The organism is Streptomyces sp. NBC_00433 (genome assembly GCA_036015235.1).
Classification (GTDB): Bacteria; Actinomycetota; Actinomycetes; order Streptomycetales; family Streptomycetaceae; genus Actinacidiphila.
The window spans coordinates 8964603-8986572 of sequence record CP107926.1 but is presented as its reverse complement, the minus strand read 5'-3'; the positions used below and the strand labels follow the sequence as shown (position 1 = coordinate 8986572).

Genomic DNA, 21970 nt, shown 5'->3' with positions numbered 1-21970 from the left:
GGTACCACAGCGCTGCGCGCTGTGCAAGCGTCACGCCTCGCTTCGCTCTGCGTGACCGCGCTCCGCGCGGTCTGCCCGGCGTAGCCGGGCCAACCCCTCCGCTTCGCTCCAGGGTTGACGGCCCGCCAACCGGCGGGCTCCGCCCGCCTCCAGGCGGGCCGGGGCCCCTCGCTCCGCTCGGGTCCCGGCGGAGCGCTCCGCGCCCCGCAATCGGTGCGGGAACAGCCGTTCGGTGCGGGCCGTGCAGGGCGGGCAACAAGCAAGCTGGTTAGGAGGGAGGGGGTTCGGTTCGCGGTGTCACCAGGTGGGTGAGGGCGTATGCCGCAAGCTCTGGCGGGCGGAGGTTGAGAGCTGTGAGGGCGTCAGCGGTGGCTGGGATCTGTATGGGATCGAAGGTGCCGACATCAGGGTTGTCGAGCTCCGGGCCATGACGTCGAGCAGGGTCCAGGCTGAGCACTTGAGCTGTGAAGTAGTGGTGGATCACGGCAATCGGGGGGCCGGGTTCGGTGAGGGTGAGTATCGGTGTGGGCGGGCCGATCTCGGCTCCGACTTCTTCCATGACTTCGCGACGAAGGCCCGCTGTCAGGTCAGTGTCGTCGGGCTCGATGGTCCCTCCGACGGCAGTGCAGTAGGGCGTGCCGCCCGGCCAGCCGCGCTGGAGGAAAAGGAGCTGGCCGGCGTCCGTGAGGAGTATGGCGTGCGCTTTGTGACGCGTCTTCATGGTCCGGACGATACAGAGGAGGGGACCTCACCGGGTGTGAACTCTCCTCTCGGCCGCAAGTAGCGGGATGCAGTGCGTCAACTTCTCTTAGCCGCTAGACTCTGGACTCGGGCACCACCCCCGGAGTTCACCCGTCCGGGGCACGCATCGTCCCGGGATGGAAGGGCGTCAAAACCATGGTGGCGGTAGTCACTGCCGAAGCAGAAAACACGGTCGTAGAGATGGACCCGTTCCCGCATCAGATCGAGGGGTCCGATGCGGCGGTGCGGAAACTCGAATTGCAGCCGGGTCAGGAAATGCCCGCGCAGGGTCTGCGGGCGCAGGTCATCGCGGCGACCGGTTCGGGAAAGACTTTCATGGCGGTTTTGACTGCGCGGAAATTGCGGGCGGGCCGGGTACTGGTGCTCGTGCCGACCTTGGATCTGCTAACGCAGATGGCGGCCGCTTGGCGGGCCGGCGGGCGTACGGGGCCGTTCTACGGGATCTGCTCGCTGCGGGCGGAGGATGCGCAGGGGTTGGCGGCGTGCACGACAGACGTGGACGAGCTGGTGGCGTGGACGCGCGGCCTGGAGCAGGTGACGGTCTTCGCCACGTACGCCAGTGTGGGTCTGGGGACGCTCCAGCGGGCGCATGAGGCGGGGTTGGCGCCCTGGTCGCTGGTGGTCGTGGACGAAGCCCACCGGGTCAGTGGACGCGGCTCGAAGCCGTGGGCCGCGATTCACGACAACGCCAAGATTCCGGCTGACCGGCGGCTCTACATGACCGCCACCCCGCGCGTGTGGGAGGCGCCGGAGACCGAAGAGGGCGGCAGCAGCGCGCCCGTGCTGGTCGCGAGCATGGAAGACGACCCGGACGGGCTGTTCGGCAGCGTGGCGTACAAGTTGACGCTCTCGCAGGCCCGCAATCTGGGCTTGGTCGCGGCGTGGCAGGTGGTGTGTGTCGACGTGACCGACCCGGAGCTCCAGGCGGCCGCGCTGCTGGGGATCGAGGCCCGGTCGGACAACGTGCGCGGGAGTCGGCTCGCCGCGTTGCAGACCGCCGCGGTGAAGACGTCGGCGGAGCAGGGTCTGCGGCGCATGCTCACGTTCCACTACCGGACCAGCGAGGCCGAAGCGATGGCGGCCGGGGTGCCGGCGGTCGCGCAGAGGCTGTGGGAGGACGACCCGGAGACGTATCCGGAGCCGGATCGGGTGTGGGCGTCGTGGCTGTGCGGGGAGCACAAGCCCGACCACCGCAAGGCGACCCTGGAGAAGTTCGCCGATCCGGTCGGCGAGCGCGTCGACAGCGACCTGGTCCCCATGCGGCTGCGGCTGCTGTCCAGTGTTCGCATTCTCGGGGAAGGCGTCGACACCAAGGGTTGTGACGCTGTGTTCTTCGGAGATGTGCGCGGATCGGCGGTCGACATCCTCCAGATCGTCGGCCGGGCACTGCGCATGAAGCCGGGAGAAGGCAAGGTAGCGAGCCTGGTAGTGCCGGTTTTTCTCGGCAAGGACGAGGACCCGGACGCCATGCTGACGTCCAAGGGGTACAACGGATTGGCCCGAATTTTGGCTGCGCTCCGTAGTCACGACGCGGACACCATCGAAGCGCTGGCAGAGCAGCAGGCCAACACCCGCCACCGGAAACCCACGGTGGCGGAGATCAAGGCCGCCGGACGGGGCGAAGAGGGCGCCACCTCGGCTCCCGCGCAGAGTCTGCTTTCCTTCTCCACTCCGCGTGATCCGGCCGTGTTGGCGCAGTTCATGAAGCTCCGTATTCTCCAGCCGGAAAATGCGTACTGGCGTCAGGGAATCCAGGCCGCGACCCGGTACGTGAAGGAGAACGGGGATCTGAAAGTCCCCTACTCATTCACCACGCCTGAGGACTGGCAACCCGCTGATTTTCCACTTGGAACATGGATTGCCGATCAGCGGCGGTTCTACAACGCGGGCCAGATGAAGCCCGCACGCGCCAAGGAACTCGAAGAGTTGCAGATGGTGTGGTCGCACTGGGACGTCGCTTTTCAGGAGGGACTGTCAGCAGCGCAGGGGTGGGCGGCCGAACACGGGCACTTCCTCCCGCCCACCACGGCCACCTGGAACGGACACCCTGTAGGGGTATGGGCAAAGAATTTGAGGACCGCGGGTCGGCGGGCGGTGGAGATCGAGGCGCGGCGTGAGGCCGGCCTGCCAGTCGGCTCCACCGCCGGGGCACTGACCGAAGAACGCCGCGACGCCCTAGAGCAGATCGACCCGAGCTGGTGCCCGGCCTGGCCCGTCGCCTGGCAACGCTGCTACAAGCTCTGCCGCAACCTCATCGAGGCCGGCGCCCCACTGCCCGCGCCGAGCGAGGCCACGGTGCAGGGCGAAGACCTCGGGGCGTGGGCGCTGGCGCAGCGCCTGGACTGGGAGCAGCTGCTACCCGCGCAGCAGTGGATGCTCGAGCACATGCTCCACCTGTCCCCCGCAGAGGCGTCTGAGCGGCCTCCAGCGCCCCGCACACAAGCCGACAAGTGGGCGCTGAACATCCAGGCCGCCAAAGAGTTCCACGCCCGCCAAGGCAGCCTCCAGACCGTTCCCCGCAAGGCCGTCGTCCACCTCAGCGAGCCGGACGGGACGGTGACGGACGTGAAGCTAGGGCTGTTCGTCGACAACTGCCGGCGCCGGGCAGACAAGCTGGGCGAGCAGCGACGCGCAGAACTCGACGCGCTCGGGATGCGCTGGTAGGCGACACGGCCGACGCGATCACCGAACTCGACAGCATCGGCGGCTGACCGCGTGCCCGTGGACCCGGCGGCGGGCGGTCGGCCGCACCGCCCTGGGTGAGTGAAATGAGCTCTTCGACGTGGCCACCGATCGGGTGACGGTCGGCGGCCGCGAGCGCAGGACCGGATCGGGCGGCATCGGCGGCTCGATCCGGTCCTGCGGCACCGCAGCAGCGGTGCCGGAACACGCTCTACGCGTGCAGCGGGACCAGTTGGCTCCCCCAGTCGACGGTCAGTGCGGTCGCGCCCTCGGGCACGTTGTCGAAGAACACATCGGGGTCGTCGAGCGTGGCCACGTTGGAATTCCCACGGTCCAGATAGGAGAATTCGTCGTATACGCCTTTGGTGCCGCCGTAGTACAGGCAGACCTTCCAGGTGTACGTGTCGCCGACCAGATAGATGTCGCGCGGCGACTGCCCGTTGTAGTTGATCGTCTGGCCCTGCATGAAGTTACGCCATTCGTACCAGTATCCGGCCAGCGTAATGGTGCGCGTCTGGCATGTATTCGCGTCCGGCGCCGGATAGACGGCGATGGGCTGGGACCTCTCCAGCTTCGCAGTGCTGTACGCGGAGGCCGAGGGTGCGACCGCCATCAGGCCTGCCACGATGGCCGCTCCGAGGACAATGCGGAATCTCTTGTTCATGAGCCCCTCCCCATGCTCAATGCTGAACCTGCCCGTAAGCAGGTCGAGTACTAGGAAGAATGGCATGAGACATTCAGGAAAAGGAGTGGACGGGAGTACAACCTTTGACGCCTGTCCCCTAACGGGCATTTATGTACGAGTTGCGTAATTTATCCGGGCGGATTTTCCGCACCGGGGTCTGCATGTGAACGAAAGAGCACGGGCCCGACGGTGGAATCCTCAGCGGTTGCCGGAGTCGCCGGAGCACCCCGCGAGCGGCCTCACAGGCGGACGGGCCAGAACCGAGCCGGCCTTCGGTGTGCACCGACGGGCGCCGGGACCGTCGGTCTGCTGGTCCAACTTGAGGTGACGCGCCAGGCCATTCAGAAGATGCTCGCCCACTGAAGCACCCATCCCCAGTCCCTCCCCCGAGCCAGGGGCGGCGCCGGGGTGGCGCACTCGAGGAACTGGGCATGATCTGGTCGCACTGGGACGTCGCTTTCCAGGAGGGACTGTCTGCAGCAGCCGCGTGGGCGGCAGAAGCGGGCCACCTCCTCCCGCCCACCACCGCCACCTACCGCGGCTACCCCATCGGCGTCTGGATGAAGAACAACAGGACCGCAGGTCGGAAGGCGGCGGAGATCCAGGCACGGCGCGAGGCCGGCCTCCCCGTCGGATCCACCGCCGGGGCACTGACCGAAGAACGCCGCGACGCCCTAGAGCAGATCGACCCGAGCTGGTGCCCGGCCTGGCCCGTCGCCTGGCAACGCTGCTACAAGCTCTGCCGCAACCTCATCGAGGCCGGCGCCCCACTGCCCGCGCCGAGCGAGGCCACGGTGCAGGGCGAAGACCTCGGGGCGTGGGCGCTGGCGCAGCGCCTGGACTGGGAGCAGCTGCTACCCGCGCAGCAGTGGATGCTCGAGCACATGCTCCACCTGTCCCCCGCAGAGGCGTCTGAGCGGCCTCCAGCGCCCCGCACACAGACCGATAAGTGGGCGGCGAACATGGCCAGCCGACCGGCAGTTCCACGCCCGCGAGGACAGCCTGCAGACGGTTCCTCGCAAGACGGTTGAGCAGCTGGTCGAGCCGGACGGGGCTGTGAGGTGTATATCACGCGCGGCGAGGTCACAAAGGGCGGAGGTGCGTGCACTACATAGTGTCGGCAGGTGAACGGGTCACCGCCGGGGAAGGCAGACGGTGATGGATCCGGTGCTCGGGGGAGGGCTGCTGACGGTGTGTGGCTGGTTGTGTCGGTTGCTGCATATTTGGGTGGCCAGCCGTACCGAACTACGCAGAATCGAGATGCAGCAGCAATGCCTCAGTGAGCGGGTGCGGCATCTGCCGCCCGGCAGCCGTCTGCTGGAACGGCCCGGCAGCGTCGAGGTTGTAACGGGAACGCAGCCGACGGGGATACGCCGTGGCTGAGTCTTCCTCGCCCGTGGCGAGGAGGACGGCACCGGCACCTCCACACACCGACGGGGCGTCGCCCGCGTTAACGACCAGCAGTCTTGAGGACCTCTACCGCGTCGAGATGCCGCAGCTGACACGGTTCCTGGTCCGTGTCGGCGCGACCCCCTACGAGGCTGCCGACGCCGCCCATGAGGCATTCACCATAGCCATCGAGAAATGGGACAGCATCCGGGAACCGCGGGCGTGGCTGCGCAAGGTCGCTCACCGCTGCTATCTGCGTCAGACCGGCCATCGCGACAGGCCATACGACCCGTTGCCCGATCGCCCGGGCGGGACCTGTCCCATCGCCCACGTGACCCTCAAGGAGGGAAATCAGCGGGTCCTGAACGCACTGGCCCAGCTGCCGCCGCTGCAGCGGCACGTCATGGCGTGGTCCCAGGACGGCTTCACCGACCGGGAAATCGCCCAAGCGCTTGATATACGGGAAGACGCCGTGCGGAAGAACCGGAGCCGCGCCCGGCGTCGACTGCAGCAGACTCTCGCTGAGGAGACAGGGGACCGCGATGAGTGAGCACACCGTATCCCAGGAGACGCAAGTCCCCAATGGTGACAGCGTCGCGGTAGAGGGCCGCCCCACGGCTGCCGATACACGTCTGGATCAGCTTCTCGCAGCTGCTGACGAAGAGCTTTCCCAGCGTCTCGACGACGCCCTCGATCTCAAGGGCGGTCTTCGGCACCTCGCTTCCCTTCCTGCCTACCCCGAACGGCCACGGCCGGCAGACAGCCAGGCCAGGGGTGCCTTGCACTGTCCAGGCCGCCGCGTCACCGGGCGTCTTGGCGAAGGCGCCCACATCGATGAAAACCAGCAATTGCAGGAAGCCCTCGATCTCCTGCAACACACCAGCGACCAGTTCCACGGCCTTGTGAGCATGACGAACGACGGCCCGTCCTCCCTGGAAACCGCACGATCCAAGCTGACCCACGCTCAGCTGCTCATCTCGCGGCTCATCACCGAAGCACAAGGCAGGACGCTCACGAGGACGCAGAACACCAAGGCATTCAACGACATCCACGATTGCGTCAACGCGGCCTGGACCACCATCGCGGAGACACTGCAAAGCCCCGCCGCCGACCCCCAGGCCGTGCTCCTCGACGACGCCCTCGACACCCTCGACAGCGCCACGCAACGCCTCGCCCAGGCACACCGCATCCTCGATCACCTCCTCGATCAGATCGGAGAAGACGTCGATCAGCCCCTCCCCGCCTGAGCCGCCCCCACCCGGATGACGCGCTCATCGCTGACCCTGAATACCCAGCTCAACTCCGTGGAGTCCACGCTCGACGTCATCGCCGATTTCACCGACGCATGAGCCGTCCGGACTGCCGCCCGCCTGGGGGCGCGGCAGTCCGGACCCGGTGCTGGAGGGAGGGAAGTCGTGCCGCGGCCACGCTGCTACCCCTCCGACACCTGGGACGACGAATGGGCGCTGATCGAACCCCTGCTGCCGGTCCCGGCCTGCGACACCCCGGCCGGCGGCCGGCCGGAGAAGCATCCGCGGCGGGAGATTGTGGACGCCATCCGCTACGTGGTCGATACCGGCTGCAAGTGGCGGGCGCTGCCGAAGGACTTCCCTCCCTGGCGCACCTGCTACGGCTTCATGGCCCGCTGGGCCGCCGCCGGCGTCATCGGCCAGATCCGTGACAGCTTGCGCAAACGCATCCGCCGCGAGATGGGCAAGGCGCCCGGCGCGGTGGCCACCGTCATCGACTCCCAGTCCATCAAGGCCGCCGACACCGTCGGCAAGGACTCCCGCGGCTACGACGCCGGCAAGAAAATCAACGGCCGCAAACGGCACCTGGTCGTGGACACCAAGGGCCTGCCGCTTTTCGTCATGGTCACCCCCGCCGACATGACCGACCGCAACGCGGCCAAGGAAGTCCTGTTCCGGCTGCGGCTGATGCACCCCGAAATCACCATCGTCTGGGCCGACTCCGCCTACGCCGGACAGCTCGTGACCTGGGCAAAGACCTACCTGAACCTGACCATAAAGACCGTCAGCCGCCCGAAGAACACCCCCGGCTTCGTCGTCCTGCCCCGCCGCTGGGTCGTCGAACGCTCCCACGCCTGGGTCATGCACGCCCGCCGACACGCCCGCGACTACGAACGCCTCATCCAGCACTCCGAATCGCTCATCACCTGGGCCGCGATCACCCTCATGACCAGGCGCATCACCCGCCGGTCCTCCCGCCGCAGCGGACAACCGGCCTCCCGCGAAGCCCACCGCGATTGATCATCGTGGCGCCGGTGGTCACCAGCGCCACCAAGAGCCCACCGGGCCTCGCGTCGGCCCATTCTCGCATCCCACGACCGCCGCCTGACCTGCGGACTCACTGAATCCCTGGCCAACGAACGCGCCAGCATGTCCGCAACCTGGGGAATTTTCCGTTCAGGCACTGGGGGGTGTGTCGACGGTGTCCGGGCTCAGGTGGTGGGGACGCGGAGGACCAGGAGGGCGGCGTCGTCACGGTCGGGCCGAGCGGCCATGATCTTGTCGCACAGTTGGTCGAGGGGGGCGCTGGCCAGCGACTCCGTCAGGCGCGCGAGTGAGTGCAGGCAGTCGGCCATGGGCTGGCGGGGGTCTTCGACGAGTCCGTCGGTGTAGAGCAGGAGGGTGGTGCCGGGTTCGAGGGGGTGGGTGTGTTCGGGCTGGGCTTGGGTGGAGTCGACGCCAATCATGATGCCCTGGGCTTCGTCGGAGGCGAGGTAGGTCACGTGCCCCGCGGGGGTGAGCATGAGCGGCGGCGGGTGGCCGGCGTTAGTCCAGCGCAGTCGCCAGGAGCCGTCGGGCTGGGGGTGGAGGGTGGCCAGGATGAGGGTGGCCATGGTGTCGGAGCCGCTGCGGTGCAGTGCCTGGTCCAGGCGCTGCACGATCTGGGCCGGGGCGTGGGGCTGGTCGAGGGTCAGGGCGTACAGCATGCTGGCGAGCAGGTGCATGGTCAAGGCGGAGCTTGTGTCGTGGCCCATGACGTCGCCGACGACGATAGAACAGGCGCCTTCGGGGCCGGGGAATGCCTGGTACCAGTCGCCTCCGACCTGGGGGGTGGCGTGGGCGGGGTGGTACCGGGCGTGGATCTGCAGTGGCCCGAGGTCGGGCAGATCGGGCAGCAGGTGGCGCTGAAGTTCCTCGGCTGCGGTCTTCAGACGCTCGTGGTAGCGGGCGGTCTCGATCACCCCGGCGGCGACGCGGGCCAGCGCGGTCAGGAGGTTCTCGTCGTCCTCACTGAACGGCTGTCCGTCCCGGTGGTCAGTGAGGTAGAGGTTGCCGTAGACGGTGTCCCGGATCCGGATGGGGGTGCCGAGCAGGCTGTGCATCACCGGGTGACCGGGGGGGAATCCGGTGCTGCGCGGGTCGGCGGCCAGGTCCGCCACCCGGATCGGCACCGGCTCGCGCACCAGGTCGCCCAGGATGCCCTCGCCGTGTGGCAGACGACCCACCGCCGCGCGCAGGCCCGGGTCGGCGCCAGTGGTGAACAGGTCCGTGAAGGTGCCGTGCTCGTCCGTCACGCCCAGGGCTCCGTAGCGGGCATCGACCGCCCGGGTCGCCGCCTCCACCACGCGCTGCAGCACCGTCGCCATCTCCAGGTCCGCACCCATTGCAAGGACGCTCTCCACCAGCCGGCCCAGCCTGCGGTCCTCATCCCCGGGGGACTCCTCCAACTGGTGGCCCATCTCCTCCACCAGCGCATGACGTGCCTTCTCCTCCTCCGACATGATCTGTTTCTCTCATCAGGACACAGCTCCCGCCACTCGGGATCTCGAAGCCCAGCCGGACCGATCGTCTTGGAGACGGCGGCCACCGTCTCTACTCTCACCCCCACGCTGTCCCGCCTCCCCGCCCTCCTGAGGTCGACCGAGAGGGTCAAACCACCACCGTTCGATTCCTGAGCTGAGAGAACGCTCACCCTTGGATTGAAAACAGGCACTCAGCTTGGCGTTTATCCCTGCTGCTGTTTCAGGCGGACGTGTTCGGTGAGGGTTGCGACGCGTTTGACGGTTTTCCCGGGCTCATATCGTGGTGCTGGCCTGCGATTTTGTGAGCCGGGTGGGCGTCCGGGGCCTGGTCGGGTGGGTTGGGGCACGGCTGCGGGGCGGGTGGTCTTCGCACGGAGGTGGCGGAACCCTCGGCGGACACGTGCGGGGGTGAGCCGGCGCGGCTGGGCCGGTCGTTCCCAGGGGCGTCGGAGGTCTTCGGCGAGGGGGCGGGCGAGGCGGAGTTGGGTGTGGGCGGTGATGATCAGCCAGGTCCACAGGTCGGCGGTGTGCGGGTCGCGGATCTTGGGGACGGTCCAGCCGAGGGTCTGTTTGAACAGTCGGAAGGTGTGTTCCAGGTCGAATCTGCGGAGGAATGCCTGCCAGCGCAGGTCGATGTCTTCGCTGGTCATCGAGGTGCGTGAGGACCAGAGCCAGACCGGTTTCGGGTCGCGGTCGCCGGGCAGGTGCTCGACCTTCAGGCGGATCAATGTGCCGTGGATCAGGGGGAGTTCGCCGCGGTGGTCGAGCCACGGGCCGCGGGCGGTCAGGCGGGGGTGCATCCGGTCCCAGGCGAGGGTTTCTGCCGTGCCGTAGCGGGTGGTGTCGCAGGAAGTGGCCTGGTCGGGGGTGTGCCAGGAGTCGGGCTTGGCGAAAGTGAGGACACCGCCGTGCTTGCGGGGCTGCCCGCCGCGCGGTGTGGAGCGGCGGGGTCCGGCGTCGCGGAGCATCACCCGGTCCGAGCGCAGCCGGCCGACCAGCTCCACCGGAAGGTCGGCCAGAACATGGGCGAGGCGGGTGATGTCGTAGCCGGCGTCCATGACGATCAGGATGTCCGGGTCACCGACCTTCCATTGCCCGGCTCGCAGGAGGCGGGTGAAGACGTCGCGGAGCTGGGCGGCGGTCACCGCGGTGGCGTCGTCGGCCGGGCCCAGCCGGATCGCGTCCAGCATGGCGGTCCACGATGTGCGCCCGGTTTCCAGGGCGGCGACAAAGGAGTAGGGCCAGCCGGGGATGAACTGGTCGGCACTGCGGCCCCGCCCGTAGACATGGCAGAAGAGCAGGTCCGAGCTGGTCGGGGCGTCGGGCCGCAGCCAGTTACTCACATCGACTGCCAGCACGATCCGCCCGTCGGCAGCACGGGGCAGCGGCGTGGAAGCCAGCAGCCTGCGCAGGCGACGTGGTTCCACCCAGCCATGGTTGACCGCGTCGTACATTGCTCCGTGCCCGCGCCGGTGCTCGGCCGTGAGGGTCAACTCGACCAGGGACTTCACCGGGCCGTCCGCGCAGAGGACCGCGTCGGTGAGCTCGAATAGCGCATCCGCCCTGGTGTAGAGGCAATCGTAGAACTGGACACGAAAGTGGGACAGCACGTCCAGCGCAGCATCAGCGGGACCTGCAGGGGCCAGACTCTTCACCAGCGGCCGTTCCTTCACGCGACGTTGCTTGACACCTCGAAGCGTGAAGAACGGTCGCCCTGCTGTCTCACGAAGAAACCAAGATCAGCAGGTCGGGTGACGGGCGAGGTTAAACACCAAGCTCAGCTTGTGCTTTATCCACTGGGCCGGAACGGCGCCTCGAACGGGATCACTCGTTCGGGAGTTTGCCGGAGGTGGACACGGCCTTCATCTGATCATGTGCCCCGACCAAGGATGCACTTGAACTCGACGAAGGCCGTGGGGGAATGAGTCTGCTGCACCACGATGTCCGGCCGGAGCAGTTCGCGGAAGCGTCACGCTTCCGGGAGGACTTCTTCGCCTGTCTGACCGCGCGGCGTGACGAACTGTTCGAGCTCGCGGACGCGCTGCTATGTGCGGACGGGCCGGTGACGTCGCCGGTGGATCTGACGCTCCTGGCCGAGCACCGGCGTGGGCACGGCGCGCTGTACGACGCGCTCAACCGGGGCCGTCTCGACGCCGACAGGTTGCGGCGGACGTTGGCCGCGCTGCCCCAGCCGAAGGCGGCCGACAACCGGCTCGTCCTGGCTGTGGACGTGAGCAACTGGCTGCGGCCGGACGCCGAGTGCAGCGCGGACAGGCTCTTCTGCCACACCTTCGGCCGCGGCCGGGACCAGCACCTGATGATCCCGGGCTGGCCGTACTCGTTCGTCGCTGCGCTGGAGGCCGGCCGCACGTCTTGGTGCCAGCTGCTGGACGCCGTCCGACTCGGCCCCGAGGACGACGTCGCCAAGGTCACCGCCCGCCAGGTCCGCCGCGTGGTCGAGGACCTCATCGCCGGCGGACGCTGGCGCGAGGGCGGTCAGGACATCCTGGTCATCTTCGACGCCGGCTACGACGCCCCGCGCATGGCCCACCTTCTCGGCGGGCTGCCCGTCGAGATCCTGGGCCGGATGCGCTCGGACCGTGTCATGCGCCGGCCGACACCCACACCGCTGGAGTACGCCCTGGCCTATCCCCAGGGAGGGCGGCCGCCGAAGCACGGCAAGGAGTTCCGCTTCGCCAGGTCCGAGACTTGGGGCGAACCAGACACGGCGACCGTCCAGGTCACTGACCGTTACGGTGCCGCACGGGCGATGGCCTGGGACCGTCTCCACCCCCGCCTCACCACCCGCTCCGCGTGGATCGACCACGACGGCGAACTGCCCATCATCGAGGGGACACTGATCCGCCTGCAGGTCGACAAGCTGCCCGGTGGCGGGCAGCCGCTGCCGCTGTGGCTGTGGTCCTCTGCCATCGGCATGACCGGCACCGATGTCGATCTTCGCTGGCAAGCGTTCCTGCGGAGATTCGACCTGGAGCACACGTTCCGGATGATCAAGCAAACCCTCGGCTGGACCCGACCCAAGCTCCGCACACCAGAGGCGGCGGACCGGTGGACGTGGCTGATCATCGTCGCCCACACCCAGCTCCGTCTTGCCCGGCCACTCGCCGAGGACGTCCGCCGCCCCTGGGAGAGACCGGTCCAACCGAACAGGCTCACCCCGGCCCGGGTCCGCCGGGGGTTCAGGAACCTCCGCCCGACGCTGCCCTGCCCGGCCCGGGTTCCCAAACCGACCCGACCTGGCCCCGGCAGACCGCTCGGCTCGAAGAACCAGCAACCCGCCACCCGCTACGACGTGGGCAAAACCGTCCGGCGCCCCGAGACCATCGCCGAACGCGACCGGATCAGACCATAAGAGAAAAGCTCAGACAACTCTCACGACATCCGACAAAGGGATATCGATCCTGGTGGCGTCGCCGAAGATGTCCACCGTCAACTCGACACGGCCCCGAACATGGTCGACAGCCACGACGGGGCTCGTGAAGTCCGTGAACGGTCCTCCTGTAATCCGCACGTCAGTCCCGATCTGAATGTCCATCTCGTGCGTCACATCGGGCCCTTCGCGCTGCTGATTCGGTCAGCCTGTCGCTGACAGAAGCGAACCTACCCTCCGGCGGAGCGGGGCCGAACGGCCCGGGGCGGGCGGGGAATGTGACCGTTGGTTAAAGCACAAGCTCAGCGTGCCGGGTCGACGTGGGCCTCACGCCGGGATCGGTGGCGGGCGCGGGCGGCGGCCAGTCGTTGCCGTACCTCGTCCTGCGAGGGAAGCGGGGGCGTCGGGCGGCGCTGGGGGACGTGCTGAGTGCCTTGCGGATAGCGCACTTGCGGGCGGCCGCGGGGGCAGGAACACGGCCAGTGCTCGTCGCGGTGCTCGGTCGTGGGAGTCCAGGGCAGCAGGACGGCGGTGATCCGGGTACTGCCGTGGCGGTCGGCCTCCTCCCACAGGCGGTCGGCCACGTCCAGCAGGTCGATCTCCCAGCGCAGGGAGCAGTACGGACAGGCCGGCACCGATTTCGCGTCGGCCTCGATCAGGTTCGCCAGGGCATCGGTGAGCGAGGCGGGCAGGGTGTCGTCAGCGGCCAGCCGGCTCAGGCGGTCGATCTCCTGACCCGGGCCGGGGGTGTACCACTCAAGTCGCAGCATCCGTTGGCTGAGGACCCGGTCACCGCCGTCGGCAGGAACGGCGAGTTGGACGCGGGCGAGCAGGACCTCCGCGCGGGCCTGTCCCATGCGCGGGTCGATTCCGGAGACATCCCACGCCACGCGGTACAGGAGCGGGCCGTCGGCGGGGCCGGGCGGCAGCGCGTAGTCGAGTATGCGCTGATGCGCGGACCGCCCCCGGGGGGTGATCTCCTCCCGGGCCGGTTCCGCCACTGTGAGCGCCGCACCGGGTCCGCCCAATACGCGATGCATCGACACGATCGCGGAGGACCGCGGGGTCACCAGTCGCAGGAGCGGGGCGTGCGCGAGTTCCGGCGCGGGCGGCACCACCACGATGTGGGCGTATCCGGTGAGTTCCCCCTCGGGGACTTCCTCGACATGCCGGAGCCGCACTCCCGCGTCGCTCACGTGCCCGGCTCGCTCAGAATTCATTCCGCCGGCTCCCCTCCCCGCGCGTCACCTCAGCATTGAGCCCGTCCAAGGGGCCGCCCACCAGTTCGACGTATTCGCGACCCTTCCTCGGGGCCCGGCTCCAAGTCGTCATGGTCCGCCCCGTACACCCGCCGCTCGGGCCAGCTTGCATCCATGCCCGGCAGCCTGCCAGCCCCAGACGTCCTCCGGCCTATGAACGCCGGGATCGTTCGCTGGTCGGACCGAGCTGGGCATGCGCTGGTAGAGCCGCGCGAACAAGGGCCGGGCCCGGACCCACCGAGAGGCCGGGCACGACCCTAGTTCGCCGCCATGTGCACCTCGCTGACGCGGGATGAACGGGAACCGGCTGCTGACATCAGCCCGCCACACGGGCGTACAGCGCCCCTGCCGGGGCGGTCCGGGTCACTCCCCACGGGCGGCCAAGGAGTTCCACGCCCGCGAGGGCAGCCTCCAGGCTGTTCCCCGCAAGGCGGTCGTCCAGCTCAGCGAACTGGACGGGTCGCAGATCGCCGTGAAACTGGGGCTGTTCGTCGACAACTGCAGGCGCCGGGCCGACAAGCTGAGCGCGGAACGGCGCCAGGAACTCGACGCACTCGGCATGCGCTGGTGAAGGTGACAGGGGTCAACCCTCGGTAAAATCCTGCCCCTGCCACCTTCACTACCCCGTATCTCAACCCCCGGTGAAGACCCGGTACGCCTCCTCACCCTGGCTGATGACCGCGACCACGCCTGCGGAGGCGGTGGTGATGCCCCGCAACCCGGTCATCACGCGCTCGTAGGCTGTCCGGATACGCCCTGGCTCAGGGTTGTCGGCTTCCTCCGTGAGGAGTTGTGCGTCGCGGACCAGTTGTTCTTGCTGATCCGGTTCCGCACCGAGGCTGGGCGCGAACTGCTGAACCATGGCGGCGAAGTTGCGAAGGGCGCTCACATCGAAGCCGTTGTGGTTGTTCTGCACGACGCTACCTTGCGAGCCCGCGACAACATTCGTTCCGTTGATGCTGTAGTAGTCCCCGGGACGAGTGCGATTCAGGTAGTCACTCACGGACGCTCCAGACAGTACGCAGTCGATGCCGTCGATGGTGATTGCGACGGTCTTGGGCTCGGTGCCGATTTCGTTGACAAGGCCGGAGTGGGTCAGGCGCGCCAGGGCGTAGTGCAGCTCGGTGCCTGTCAGATCACTTCCGGCGAAGGCGGCCTCCACGGCGGTGAGGAATCTCGCAGGGTCAACAGGACGCTGGTCGTGGGCCGTGGTGTAGAGCCAGCGCAGGAAAGCGTCGGTGGCATAGCGATGTCGTGCCGCGGGATCCTCGCGTAGCTGACCAAGACGCCGCAGTTCCACGCGGCCATCGTCAGTGATCCTGTACCGACTGCCGCCGAAGGTGTTCGAGGACTGGATCAATCCGTCCCGCTCCAGGGCGTGCGCAAGGACGTCGACGTCCTCCACCGACTTCCCGAACAGTTCGACGAAGGCCTCCGGACCAACGTAGTTCGCTGTCTCCTCGCCGAACACCATCAGAAGGCGAACAAGCTCCGGGTCATGCTCGATGCCTCCGCCGACAACGCCAGCAGACATGGCGAATCCCCGGCCCTGAACCGGCACAGTGACCGGGTACTTCTTGGCGACCTGCTGGTACACCTTGTTGATCTCCTTGACGTGCCGCTCGATCGCCCGGCGATCAATACCGTCATTCGCCATATCGCCCTCCTGTCCCCATTGCGGAAAATCCTACGGGCGACCACCGACACCGCGAGCCTCTGGCCGACCTCTTGCGCGTCTACGGGCCCGGTAGCGCCCCGGCCACGTACGGTCGCTACGCCCTGGTCGGGCAGCCCGAGGGCCTGGTGGTCTACGAGCGGATGGAGAACGCGCGCCAGCTGCTGTACGGGCTGTGGGACGGGGAGTTGGAGGAAGGGTCCTCCCCCTGAGTGGTGGACACGCTGATACTGGATCTGCTTGATCCGGAGGAAGCGAGAAGACCGCCGATGGCGATGAAGGACTACTCGGACGAGTTCAAGGCCGATGCCGTGGCCCTGTACGAGTCCACACCCGGGGCGATCTACAAGAGCATCGCCGCTGACCTGGGCGTCAACAGGGCGACCCTGCGGGAGTGGGTGCTGCGGGACCGCGAACGCCGTGGCATCACCGCCGCGGCTGCGAAGCCGGGCGCCCAGCCCCGGGAGGCCGTGCCGTCCGCTGATCCGCACGAGCGGGTCCGACAGCTGGAGGCCCGGGTGGCCGAGTTGGAGGCAAGTGAGCGCAAGCTCGCCACCGAGCGGGACATCCTCCGCAAGGCGGCCAAGTATTTCGCCGGAGAGACGAACTGGTGAGGAGCCGCTTCCAGTTCGTTGACGACCACCGGGACACCTACGAGGTGAAGCGGCTCTGCCAGGTCCTGGATGTGAACCGGTCCAGCTACTACAAGTGGCTCGCCGGCGCCGAGGCCCGGGCCACCCGGCAGCGGGAGGACCGGGTCCTGGCCGAGGAGATCCGTCAGGTCCACGGCGAGTCCGGCGGCGCCTACGGCTCCCCGCGAATCACGGCCGAGCTCCGCGAGAAAGGGCGGCGGGTCAACGAAAAGAGGATCGCCCGGGTCATGCGAACGTTCTCCATCACCGGCATCCGCCTGCGCAGACGCGTGCGCACCACCGTCCCGGACCCGGCAGCCTCACCGGTCCCGGACCTGTTCCAGCGGGACTTCACCGCCACCGAGCCGGGTCGCAAATACATGGGCGACATCACGTATCTCCCGCTCGCAGGCGGGGAGTTCCTCTATCTCGCGACCGTGCTGGACTGCTTCAGCCGCAAGGTCGTCGGCTGGTCCATCGCCGACCACATGCGCACCGGCCTGGTCACCGACGCACTGCGGATGGCAGCCTCGACCCGCGGCCGCCTGGACGGCGCAGTGTTCCACTGCGACCACGGAGCGCAATACGGATCCCGGGCCTACGCCGGCCTCTGCGACCAGCTCGGGGTCACCCGCTCGATGGGCGCGATCGGCACCAGCGCCGACAACGCGGCCTGCGAAAGCTTCCACGCCTCCCTCAAACACGAGACCCTCCAGGGCGCCACCGACTACGGCGACTCCGACACCTGCCGCAGAACCGTCTTCGCCTGGCTGACCCGCTACAACACCCGCCGCCGGCACTCCGCCAACGGCCACCTCAGCCCCAACGAATACGAACACCGACACCACACCGCTAAACTCACACTCGCCGCGTGATCAATAACCGCGTGCCCACCTTCACGGGGAAGGCCCGACACCTACCTGGCCGACCTCGCCTTCGTGTCGATCAACCTTCAGCGAGGTGGGAGCCCCGAAGCGCCAGCCGTATGCAAGATCCAACTGCCTTGTGCAATGTCCCACGCAAGGTAGAGCTGGAATGTGCAAGGTCGCCCCGCAGAGGACACTGCCGCAGGCCTGGACGGGCCTTGAGACCCGCACTACGCTCCAGGCCCTTTCCCGAGCGAACGCGAGGCTGGAGCGAACCCCCACTGTCAGCGGCGGAAGCGCCCCAGAATCCCGCTCGCCTTGCGGGCGGCTTCGGCTTCGGCTGCCTCCTTCGCGGCCTTGGCCGCCTCGCGGCGCTTGCGGTCAGCTTCCTTCTTCGCGGCCTTGCGGATCCGCTCCACCTCGAGCGCGAGCAGTTTGCAGTCCCCGCACAGCTTGGGGTGGCTGTCGGTCGGGGTACCCCAAGCGTCCTCTTCGGACTCCTTCCACCGCTGGTCGGTGAATTTCGTGCCGCAGCGGGTGCACTTCGGCCGGCGGGCCTCACGCTCGGCGGCCTCCTTGGCCCGGAGCTGCTCTACCCGGCGGGCCTCGGCGGCCCGGTAAGCCGCGTCGGCGGCGACTTTGCGAGGGTTGCCCACCGCGTCGTCCAGCGGCTGGAAGCCGGAGCGGCCGAAGCGCCAGAACGCAGGCCCGGCCGGGCCGTGCTCGCGCAAGCGCTCCAGCGTGGTCGCCACGATCGGGATGCACCCGTCGTAGGTGCTGTGCTGCCGGTGGCGCTCGCCCTGCCAGTGGTGAAGGGTGCGTCCCGCGACTTGCTTCATGGTCGCCTTCGCGTTGCGGGGCCCGATCTGGTTGAAGACCAGCAGCACCGGTGGGTGCGGCGCGTCGCCGTAGCCGGTGGGCGTGGCGCTCCACTTCTGGCGCCACATTGGCAGGTCCTCCCCGTTGGTGTCGGTGATCTGCCGGGCGAAGAAGCGGGCGTACTTGTCGAACTTGGCCGCCAGCACGGCGGCTTCCTCAAAGCAGTTGTCGACCTCCACGAACAGCAGCGGCACCCTGCCGTCCGGTACCGCAACGACGATGTCGGCCTGGACGCCGCTCTTGCCCTGCGTCGACCAGGTCCCGGTGTAGGGCAGGTGCACCTCGGTGACGTACGAGCCGAGCGAGCCCAGTCCCGGCTGCGCGGCGGCGGCGCGGGCCGCTTCCACCGCCTCCGGGGGTTCACCGGCCAGCAGGGCCAGGTCCGGCTTCGGGCTGAGCAGGGCCAGGATCGTCTCGTTGACCGACATCGCGTGCTGCGCGCCCGAGCGGCCCGCGCCCCGGGCGGCGCCCCCGATCTCGTTCTTCGGCCGGCCCAGCGGACCCGTCGCGGAGTCCAGCCCCAGCTGGGTGAGCAGCCGCAGGCCCTCCCCGGTACGGGTGTGGCCGCCGAACAGCACCTGCCCCGAGGCGCGCAGGTCCGCCAGCGCCCCACGGTGAGCGGCCGTGCGGGCCTCCTTCCGCTTAGCCGCCGTCGGCTTGGCCGTGTGCCGGTAGGTCAGGTGCGGGGCGGCCGTGCGCTGGATCTGGTCGGCGGTGGCGACCTTCATCACCCCCAGCACCTTCAGCACGTCCTCGCGCAGGGCGTTCGTCGACCCGGCCGGGTTGCCGGCCCGCCTGCGCCGCTTGGTCTGCTCGCCCGGCTGTGTGATCGGTGTGCCTGCCATCAGCCCTGCCTCCCCGCCTCGGTTCACCACTCCCGCCAAGTCGCCGGCCGACCAACGGTCGGGCGGCCAGGCCCACCCCGGCCCGAGGGGCCCCGGGGCTGGGGAGGGGTCCCGGGTGCTCCCGGGAACCCGATGATCCCCCCGCCGTCTGTCATCACAGGGGGGAGAAGAGGGTAGTGACGAGCCGCGCAGCCTGCGGAAACAAGCGCTGACCTGCGGAAACAAAGTACATGCAGATGTCCGGCACGGAAGTGGGTTCCGCAGTGGCATCTCAAGTGCCCAACCGAGTGGCCTGCCAGCCCCGGCCCGGCCGGTTGCACCACCCGGCGGCCCACCTGTCCGGCAGACCCCATCTGTCCAGCATGCACTCTGCGTTGACCCCGCCGGCCACGCCCGCACACCCGCTCTCGCGCCTGTCACTGCCACTCCCTTCCGGCCGCCGACGCCTATCGCCTGCGATCCGGACGGCAGCCTGCAGGCGCACCCCTTGTCCGCAGTCTGTTCCTGCCGGGAAACCGCTGCTGTCCAGGAGAAACGCGAGGGCCGGCCGACCGCGCCGCGGCGTGGACAAGGGGGTGGTCAAGGGGTCGGATCCGGGTGGCGTGCCGCGTAGGTGGCGCGGCACGGCCCCACCCGAAAGTCACACCCGTCACACCCGCCTCAATTTTGTTCATTGCCGGGAAGCGCCGGCTTCTGTCACGAGCGGCCTATGGGCGGGGCAGCACCAGCCCCCGCTACCCGACCGAAGGAGACGGCCATGAGGCGCAGCCCCCGGACCAGCCACCGCATCGACCACCTGGCCCGCCTGGTGGACAACCTGCTCGACGGCCTGGCCGCGCACGGCCGCCCCGCACCGACCGCACCCCAGATCCGCGCGACCCTGCGGGAGCTCCAGCGCGGCCGCGGCCGCCGTGCCCACCGGCGGCCGGGCGCCCGCCGGTAGCCGCGCTGTTCCATCGCGCCCGGATTGCCCAATTCCCCGCCCATACCCACCGTTCCCCACCGTTCCAGACCGATCCGCGCAGCCCAAGGACGGGCGGGTGAGCAGCCGGGGCGGTTGCCAACCGCACGCCCGGGTCGCCGCTTTCCACCGTTCCAGGGCTGTGACCTGCGGTAGTGATGTCCGTGGAACGCGTGTCCTGTGTCATCGAACCTTGACCGATTGCCACCGATTCCTAATGCCGTATGTCAAGCCCCACTGGCCACGCCGAGCGCCGCCCTGGCGTCCCAGGGGTATGGAACGACGGCCTCTATCATGATCGGGACGAGTCGTTGGGGGAGGCGGGATCCGACCGTGGCATACCAACTCACGTTCTTCTGTCGGTCGGACGAGGAGAACGGGCAGGCAGCGGTCAGCCGCCTTCTGGACGAACTCCTGCCAGCTGGTGATCTCCTAGTGGCGCAACGGTCTGGTCCGTTCGTGGACGAGGTTGCCGTGTGCTCGCTGGCGACCAGGGGGCCTGCCGGGGATCCCACGGCTGACTGGCTGGCCCTTGAGTTGCACGTAGGAGTGGAGAGGATCGCGGAGTCGGTGATCGCTGCATCGCCTGGAGACGAACAGGGCATCTGGGGCTGTGACCTGCTCGCAACGGTCACTCTCACCGGGGACACTCCTGACTGGCCGCTCGCCAACCGTATCTGGAAGGCCTTGCTCCACCTCTGGAGCGCAACTCCTTGGGATGAGATGTCCGGATTCGAGATCGCAAAGAGCATGCCGTAGATCGAAACCGTGCGGGCGAGTCCAAGGAGTAATTGACCGAGGCTCAACTCGTCCCAGCAGGTGCGGGCGTCCCTGGCCGTGCTGGCTGGTAGCAGCGTTGGTCGCGCAGGAGTGCCCAGATGACGTTGACGCGTCGTCGCGCCAGGGCGAGGACGGCCTGGGTGTGGCGCTTGCCCTCGGCGCGCTTGCGGTCGTAGAAGCGCCGTGATTCCTCGCAGCAGCGGATGCTGATCAGCGCGGAGGTGTAGAAGACCCGCTGGAGCTTGCGGTTGTAGCGTTGCGGACGGCGGAGGTTGCCGCTGATCTTGCCCGAATCGCGAGGCGCGGGTGCGACGCCGGCGAAGCCGGCGAGCCGGTCCGGACTACCGAAGGCGTCCATGTCGCCGCCGGTGGCGGCCAGGAACTCGGCACCGAGGATGGGGCCCAGACCCGGCAGGCTCGCGAGGATCTCGGCGTGGCCGTGCTCGCGAAATCGGGCGCCGATGAGCTTGTCCATCTCAGCGATCTGCTGGTTGAGCGCTATTACCTGGCTGGCCAGGGTGCGGACCATCCGTGCGGCCATCTTCTCGCCCGGGAGGCTGGTGTGCTGATTCCCAGCGGCCTCCAGCGCCGATTCAGCTATCTGGCCCGCGCCGCGAACCTTGCGGTTTCGCAGCCAGGTCTCCAGCCGCCGGGGGCCGAGGCGTCGAAGCGCGGCGGGGGTCTGGTAGCCGGTCAGCAGGGTCAGTGGTCCGGTGTTGGTGAGGTCCAGTGCCCGGTCCAAGGCCGGAAAAATACCGGTGAGGTGGGCGCGGAGCCTGTTGACGGTGCGGGTGCGGTCGGCGACCAGGTCCGAGCGGTGGACGGTGAGCAGCTTCAGGTCGGTAGCGATCTCGTCACCAGTCCGCAAGAGGTGCAGGTCGCGGCGGATGCGGGCCTGGTCGGCGATGACGGCCGCGTCCTTGGCGTCAGTCTTGCCTTCGCCGCGGTAGCCCTCGGAGGCGCGGTGGATGGCTCGCCCAGAGATGTAGTAGGTGCGTTGGCCGTGGTTGAGGAGCAAGGCGATGGCCAGGGCGGCACCGCCGTCGGCGAGGTCGATGCCCCAGGTCACCTCGTCGCCCAGAGCCAAGACGTCGGCGAGCAGTTGGAGCAGTTCCGGCTCGTCGTTAGCGACGCGTCGCGACAGCAGCCGACCCCCGGTCTCGTCGATCACCACGCAGTGGTGATGGGTCTTACCTGCGTCGATACCGGCCCAGATGGCGGCCACTCGGTTCCTCCGTGCGTCGGACAGTGCGTTCGTGCCACGGACGACGTCGCTGTCGATTCCCTACGGAGCGATCGAGTCGCAATTCCTAATTGGCAGCCGAGTCGTCGTTGGGCGTCGGGCGGCCAATCAGTGGAAGCCACGAGCGGCAGAACCTTGAAAGCCATACC

General features: G+C 68.4%; 19 protein-coding genes and 1 pseudogene. 12 read left to right on the top strand and 8 right to left on the bottom strand.

The genetic code is table 11. From position 1 onward, the window contains the following. Positions 1–268: 268 nt before the first annotated feature. Positions 269–721 (bottom strand): NUDIX hydrolase, encoded by a 453-nt coding sequence (locus OG900_38980; protein WUH95567.1) that lies wholly within the window; start codon positions 719–721, stop codon positions 269–271. A 176-nt stretch (positions 722–897) separates the two neighbouring features. On the opposite strand from OG900_38980, the gene OG900_38975 reads away from it, so the two are divergent. Beyond that, positions 898–3426: a Helicase associated domain protein gene (locus OG900_38975; GenBank protein WUH95566.1), complete on the top strand. Its 2529-nt coding sequence runs from the start codon at positions 898–900 to the stop codon at positions 3424–3426. Between the two features lie 229 nt (positions 3427–3655). Here the strand turns inward: OG900_38975 and OG900_38970 are convergent, their stop codons facing one another. Beyond that, positions 3656–4108 carry a hypothetical protein gene (locus tag OG900_38970; protein WUH95565.1) on the bottom strand — a complete coding sequence of 151 codons (453 nt, stop codon included), beginning with the start codon at positions 4106–4108 and terminating at the stop codon, positions 3656–3658. Positions 4109–4560: 452 nt separating this feature from the next. Here OG900_38970 and OG900_38965 point away from each other — a divergent pair, with 452 nt between their 5' ends. The 5 genes and pseudogenes from OG900_38965 to OG900_38945 all read left to right on the top strand — a co-directional run bounded on the left by OG900_38965 (position 4561) and on the right by OG900_38945 (position 7734). Beyond that, the gene (locus OG900_38965) at positions 4561–5160 is read left to right on the top strand and encodes a helicase associated domain-containing protein (protein ID WUH95564.1); all 600 of its coding nucleotides are present in this window, start codon (positions 4561–4563) and stop codon (positions 5158–5160) included. A 127-nt stretch (positions 5161–5287) separates the two neighbouring features. Further along, positions 5288–5512 (top strand): hypothetical protein, encoded by a 225-nt coding sequence (locus OG900_38960; GenBank protein WUH95563.1) that lies wholly within the window; start codon positions 5288–5290, stop codon positions 5510–5512. Between the two features lie 13 nt (positions 5513–5525). Beyond that, positions 5526–6068: a sigma-70 family RNA polymerase sigma factor gene (locus OG900_38955; GenBank protein WUH96078.1), complete on the top strand. Its 543-nt coding sequence runs from the start codon at positions 5526–5528 to the stop codon at positions 6066–6068. Further along, positions 6061–6765, top strand: a complete 705-nt coding sequence (locus OG900_38950; protein WUH95562.1) for a hypothetical protein — start codon at positions 6061–6063, stop codon at positions 6763–6765. Before OG900_38955 ends, OG900_38950 begins: the two co-directional genes overlap by 8 nt. Before the next feature lie 168 nt (positions 6766–6933). Next, a pseudogene (locus OG900_38945) lies at positions 6934–7734 on the top strand (IS5 family transposase). A gap of 245 nt (positions 7735–7979) precedes the next feature. On the opposite strand, the gene OG900_38940 reads toward OG900_38945, so the two are convergent. Next, positions 7980–9269, bottom strand: a complete 1290-nt coding sequence (locus OG900_38940; GenBank protein WUH95561.1) for a SpoIIE family protein phosphatase — start codon at positions 9267–9269, stop codon at positions 7980–7982. Positions 9270–9493: 224 nt separating this feature from the next. Then, positions 9494–10945 carry a transposase gene (locus OG900_38935; protein WUH95560.1) on the bottom strand — a complete coding sequence of 484 codons (1452 nt, stop codon included), beginning with the start codon at positions 10943–10945 and terminating at the stop codon, positions 9494–9496. Between the two features lie 266 nt (positions 10946–11211). Here OG900_38935 and OG900_38930 point away from each other — a divergent pair, with 266 nt between their 5' ends. Further along, positions 11212–12663 (top strand): transposase, encoded by a 1452-nt coding sequence (locus OG900_38930; protein WUH95559.1) that lies wholly within the window; start codon positions 11212–11214, stop codon positions 12661–12663. Between the two features lie 320 nt (positions 12664–12983). On the opposite strand, the gene OG900_38925 is transcribed toward OG900_38930, so the two are convergent. Next, on the bottom strand, positions 12984–13901 hold the full coding sequence (locus OG900_38925; protein WUH95558.1) for a hypothetical protein: 918 nt from the start codon (positions 13899–13901) through the stop codon (positions 12984–12986). A 331-nt stretch (positions 13902–14232) separates the two neighbouring features. Here OG900_38925 and OG900_38920 point away from each other — a divergent pair, with 331 nt between their 5' ends. Then, a complete protein-coding gene (locus OG900_38920; GenBank protein WUH95557.1) occupies positions 14233–14511 on the top strand; it encodes a helicase associated domain-containing protein in 279 nt (92 codons plus the stop codon). Positions 14512–14571: 60 nt separating this feature from the next. Here OG900_38920 and OG900_38915 read toward each other — a convergent pair whose 3' ends face one another. After that, the gene (locus OG900_38915; protein WUH95556.1) at positions 14572–15597 is read right to left on the bottom strand and encodes a hypothetical protein; all 1026 of its coding nucleotides are present in this window, start codon (positions 15595–15597) and stop codon (positions 14572–14574) included. Between the two features lie 71 nt (positions 15598–15668). On the opposite strand from OG900_38915, the gene OG900_38910 reads away from it, so the two are divergent. Both OG900_38910 and OG900_38905 read left to right on the top strand, forming a co-directional pair. Then, the gene (locus OG900_38910) at positions 15669–15827 is read left to right on the top strand and encodes a hypothetical protein (GenBank protein WUH95555.1); all 159 of its coding nucleotides are present in this window, start codon (positions 15669–15671) and stop codon (positions 15825–15827) included. Positions 15828–15884: 57 nt separating this feature from the next. Beyond that, positions 15885–17122, top strand: a protein-coding gene (locus OG900_38905; GenBank protein WUH95554.1) for an IS3 family transposase whose coding sequence is annotated in 2 segments (ribosomal slippage) — positions 15885–16208 and positions 16211–17122 — 1236 coding nt in all. Because the reading frame shifts where the segments join, the coding sequence is not laid out codon by codon here. A gap of 275 nt (positions 17123–17397) precedes the next feature. Here OG900_38905 and OG900_38900 read toward each other — a convergent pair. Further along, positions 17398–18837, bottom strand: coding sequence for a replication-relaxation family protein (locus tag OG900_38900; protein ID WUH95553.1), 1440 nt, complete (start codon positions 18835–18837; stop codon positions 17398–17400). 757 nt (positions 18838–19594) lie between these two features. Here OG900_38900 and OG900_38895 point away from each other — a divergent pair. Both OG900_38895 and OG900_38890 read left to right on the top strand, forming a co-directional pair. Then, positions 19595–19780, top strand: coding sequence for a hypothetical protein (locus OG900_38895; GenBank protein WUH95552.1), 186 nt, complete (start codon positions 19595–19597; stop codon positions 19778–19780). A 351-nt stretch (positions 19781–20131) separates the two neighbouring features. Further along, complete coding sequence (locus OG900_38890) at positions 20132–20557, top strand: hypothetical protein (protein WUH95551.1); 426 nt, start codon at positions 20132–20134, stop codon at positions 20555–20557. A gap of 43 nt (positions 20558–20600) precedes the next feature. Here OG900_38890 and OG900_38885 read toward each other — a convergent pair whose 3' ends face one another. After that, the gene (locus tag OG900_38885) at positions 20601–21803 is read right to left on the bottom strand and encodes an IS110 family transposase (protein WUH95550.1); all 1203 of its coding nucleotides are present in this window, start codon (positions 21801–21803) and stop codon (positions 20601–20603) included. Positions 21804–21970 lie beyond the last annotated feature (167 nt).

Bases quoted from the DNA above. Each gene is read 5' to 3' on its own strand.
- OG900_38980 (WUH95567.1), bottom strand. From the start codon at position 721: ATGAAGACGCGTCACAAAGCGCACGCCATACTCCTCACGGACGCCGGC.
- OG900_38975 (WUH95566.1), top strand. From the start codon at position 898: ATGGTGGCGGTAGTCACTGCCGAAGCAGAAAACACGGTCGTAGAGATG.
- OG900_38970 (WUH95565.1), bottom strand. From the start codon at position 4,108: ATGAACAAGAGATTCCGCATTGTCCTCGGAGCGGCCATCGTGGCAGGC.
- OG900_38965 (WUH95564.1), top strand. From the start codon at position 4,561: ATGATCTGGTCGCACTGGGACGTCGCTTTCCAGGAGGGACTGTCTGCA.
- OG900_38960 (WUH95563.1), top strand. From the start codon at position 5,288: ATGGATCCGGTGCTCGGGGGAGGGCTGCTGACGGTGTGTGGCTGGTTG.
- OG900_38950 (WUH95562.1), top strand. From the start codon at position 6,061: ATGAGTGAGCACACCGTATCCCAGGAGACGCAAGTCCCCAATGGTGAC.
- OG900_38940 (WUH95561.1), bottom strand. From the start codon at position 9,269: ATGTCGGAGGAGGAGAAGGCACGTCATGCGCTGGTGGAGGAGATGGGC.
- OG900_38930 (WUH95559.1), top strand. From the start codon at position 11,212: ATGAGTCTGCTGCACCACGATGTCCGGCCGGAGCAGTTCGCGGAAGCG.
- OG900_38925 (WUH95558.1), bottom strand. From the start codon at position 13,901: ATGAATTCTGAGCGAGCCGGGCACGTGAGCGACGCGGGAGTGCGGCTC.
- OG900_38920 (WUH95557.1), top strand. From the start codon at position 14,233: ATGAACGGGAACCGGCTGCTGACATCAGCCCGCCACACGGGCGTACAG.
- OG900_38915 (WUH95556.1), bottom strand. From the start codon at position 15,597: ATGGCGAATGACGGTATTGATCGCCGGGCGATCGAGCGGCACGTCAAG.
- OG900_38900 (WUH95553.1), bottom strand. From the start codon at position 18,837: ATGGCAGGCACACCGATCACACAGCCGGGCGAGCAGACCAAGCGGCGC.
- OG900_38895 (WUH95552.1), top strand. From the start codon at position 19,595: ATGAGGCGCAGCCCCCGGACCAGCCACCGCATCGACCACCTGGCCCGC.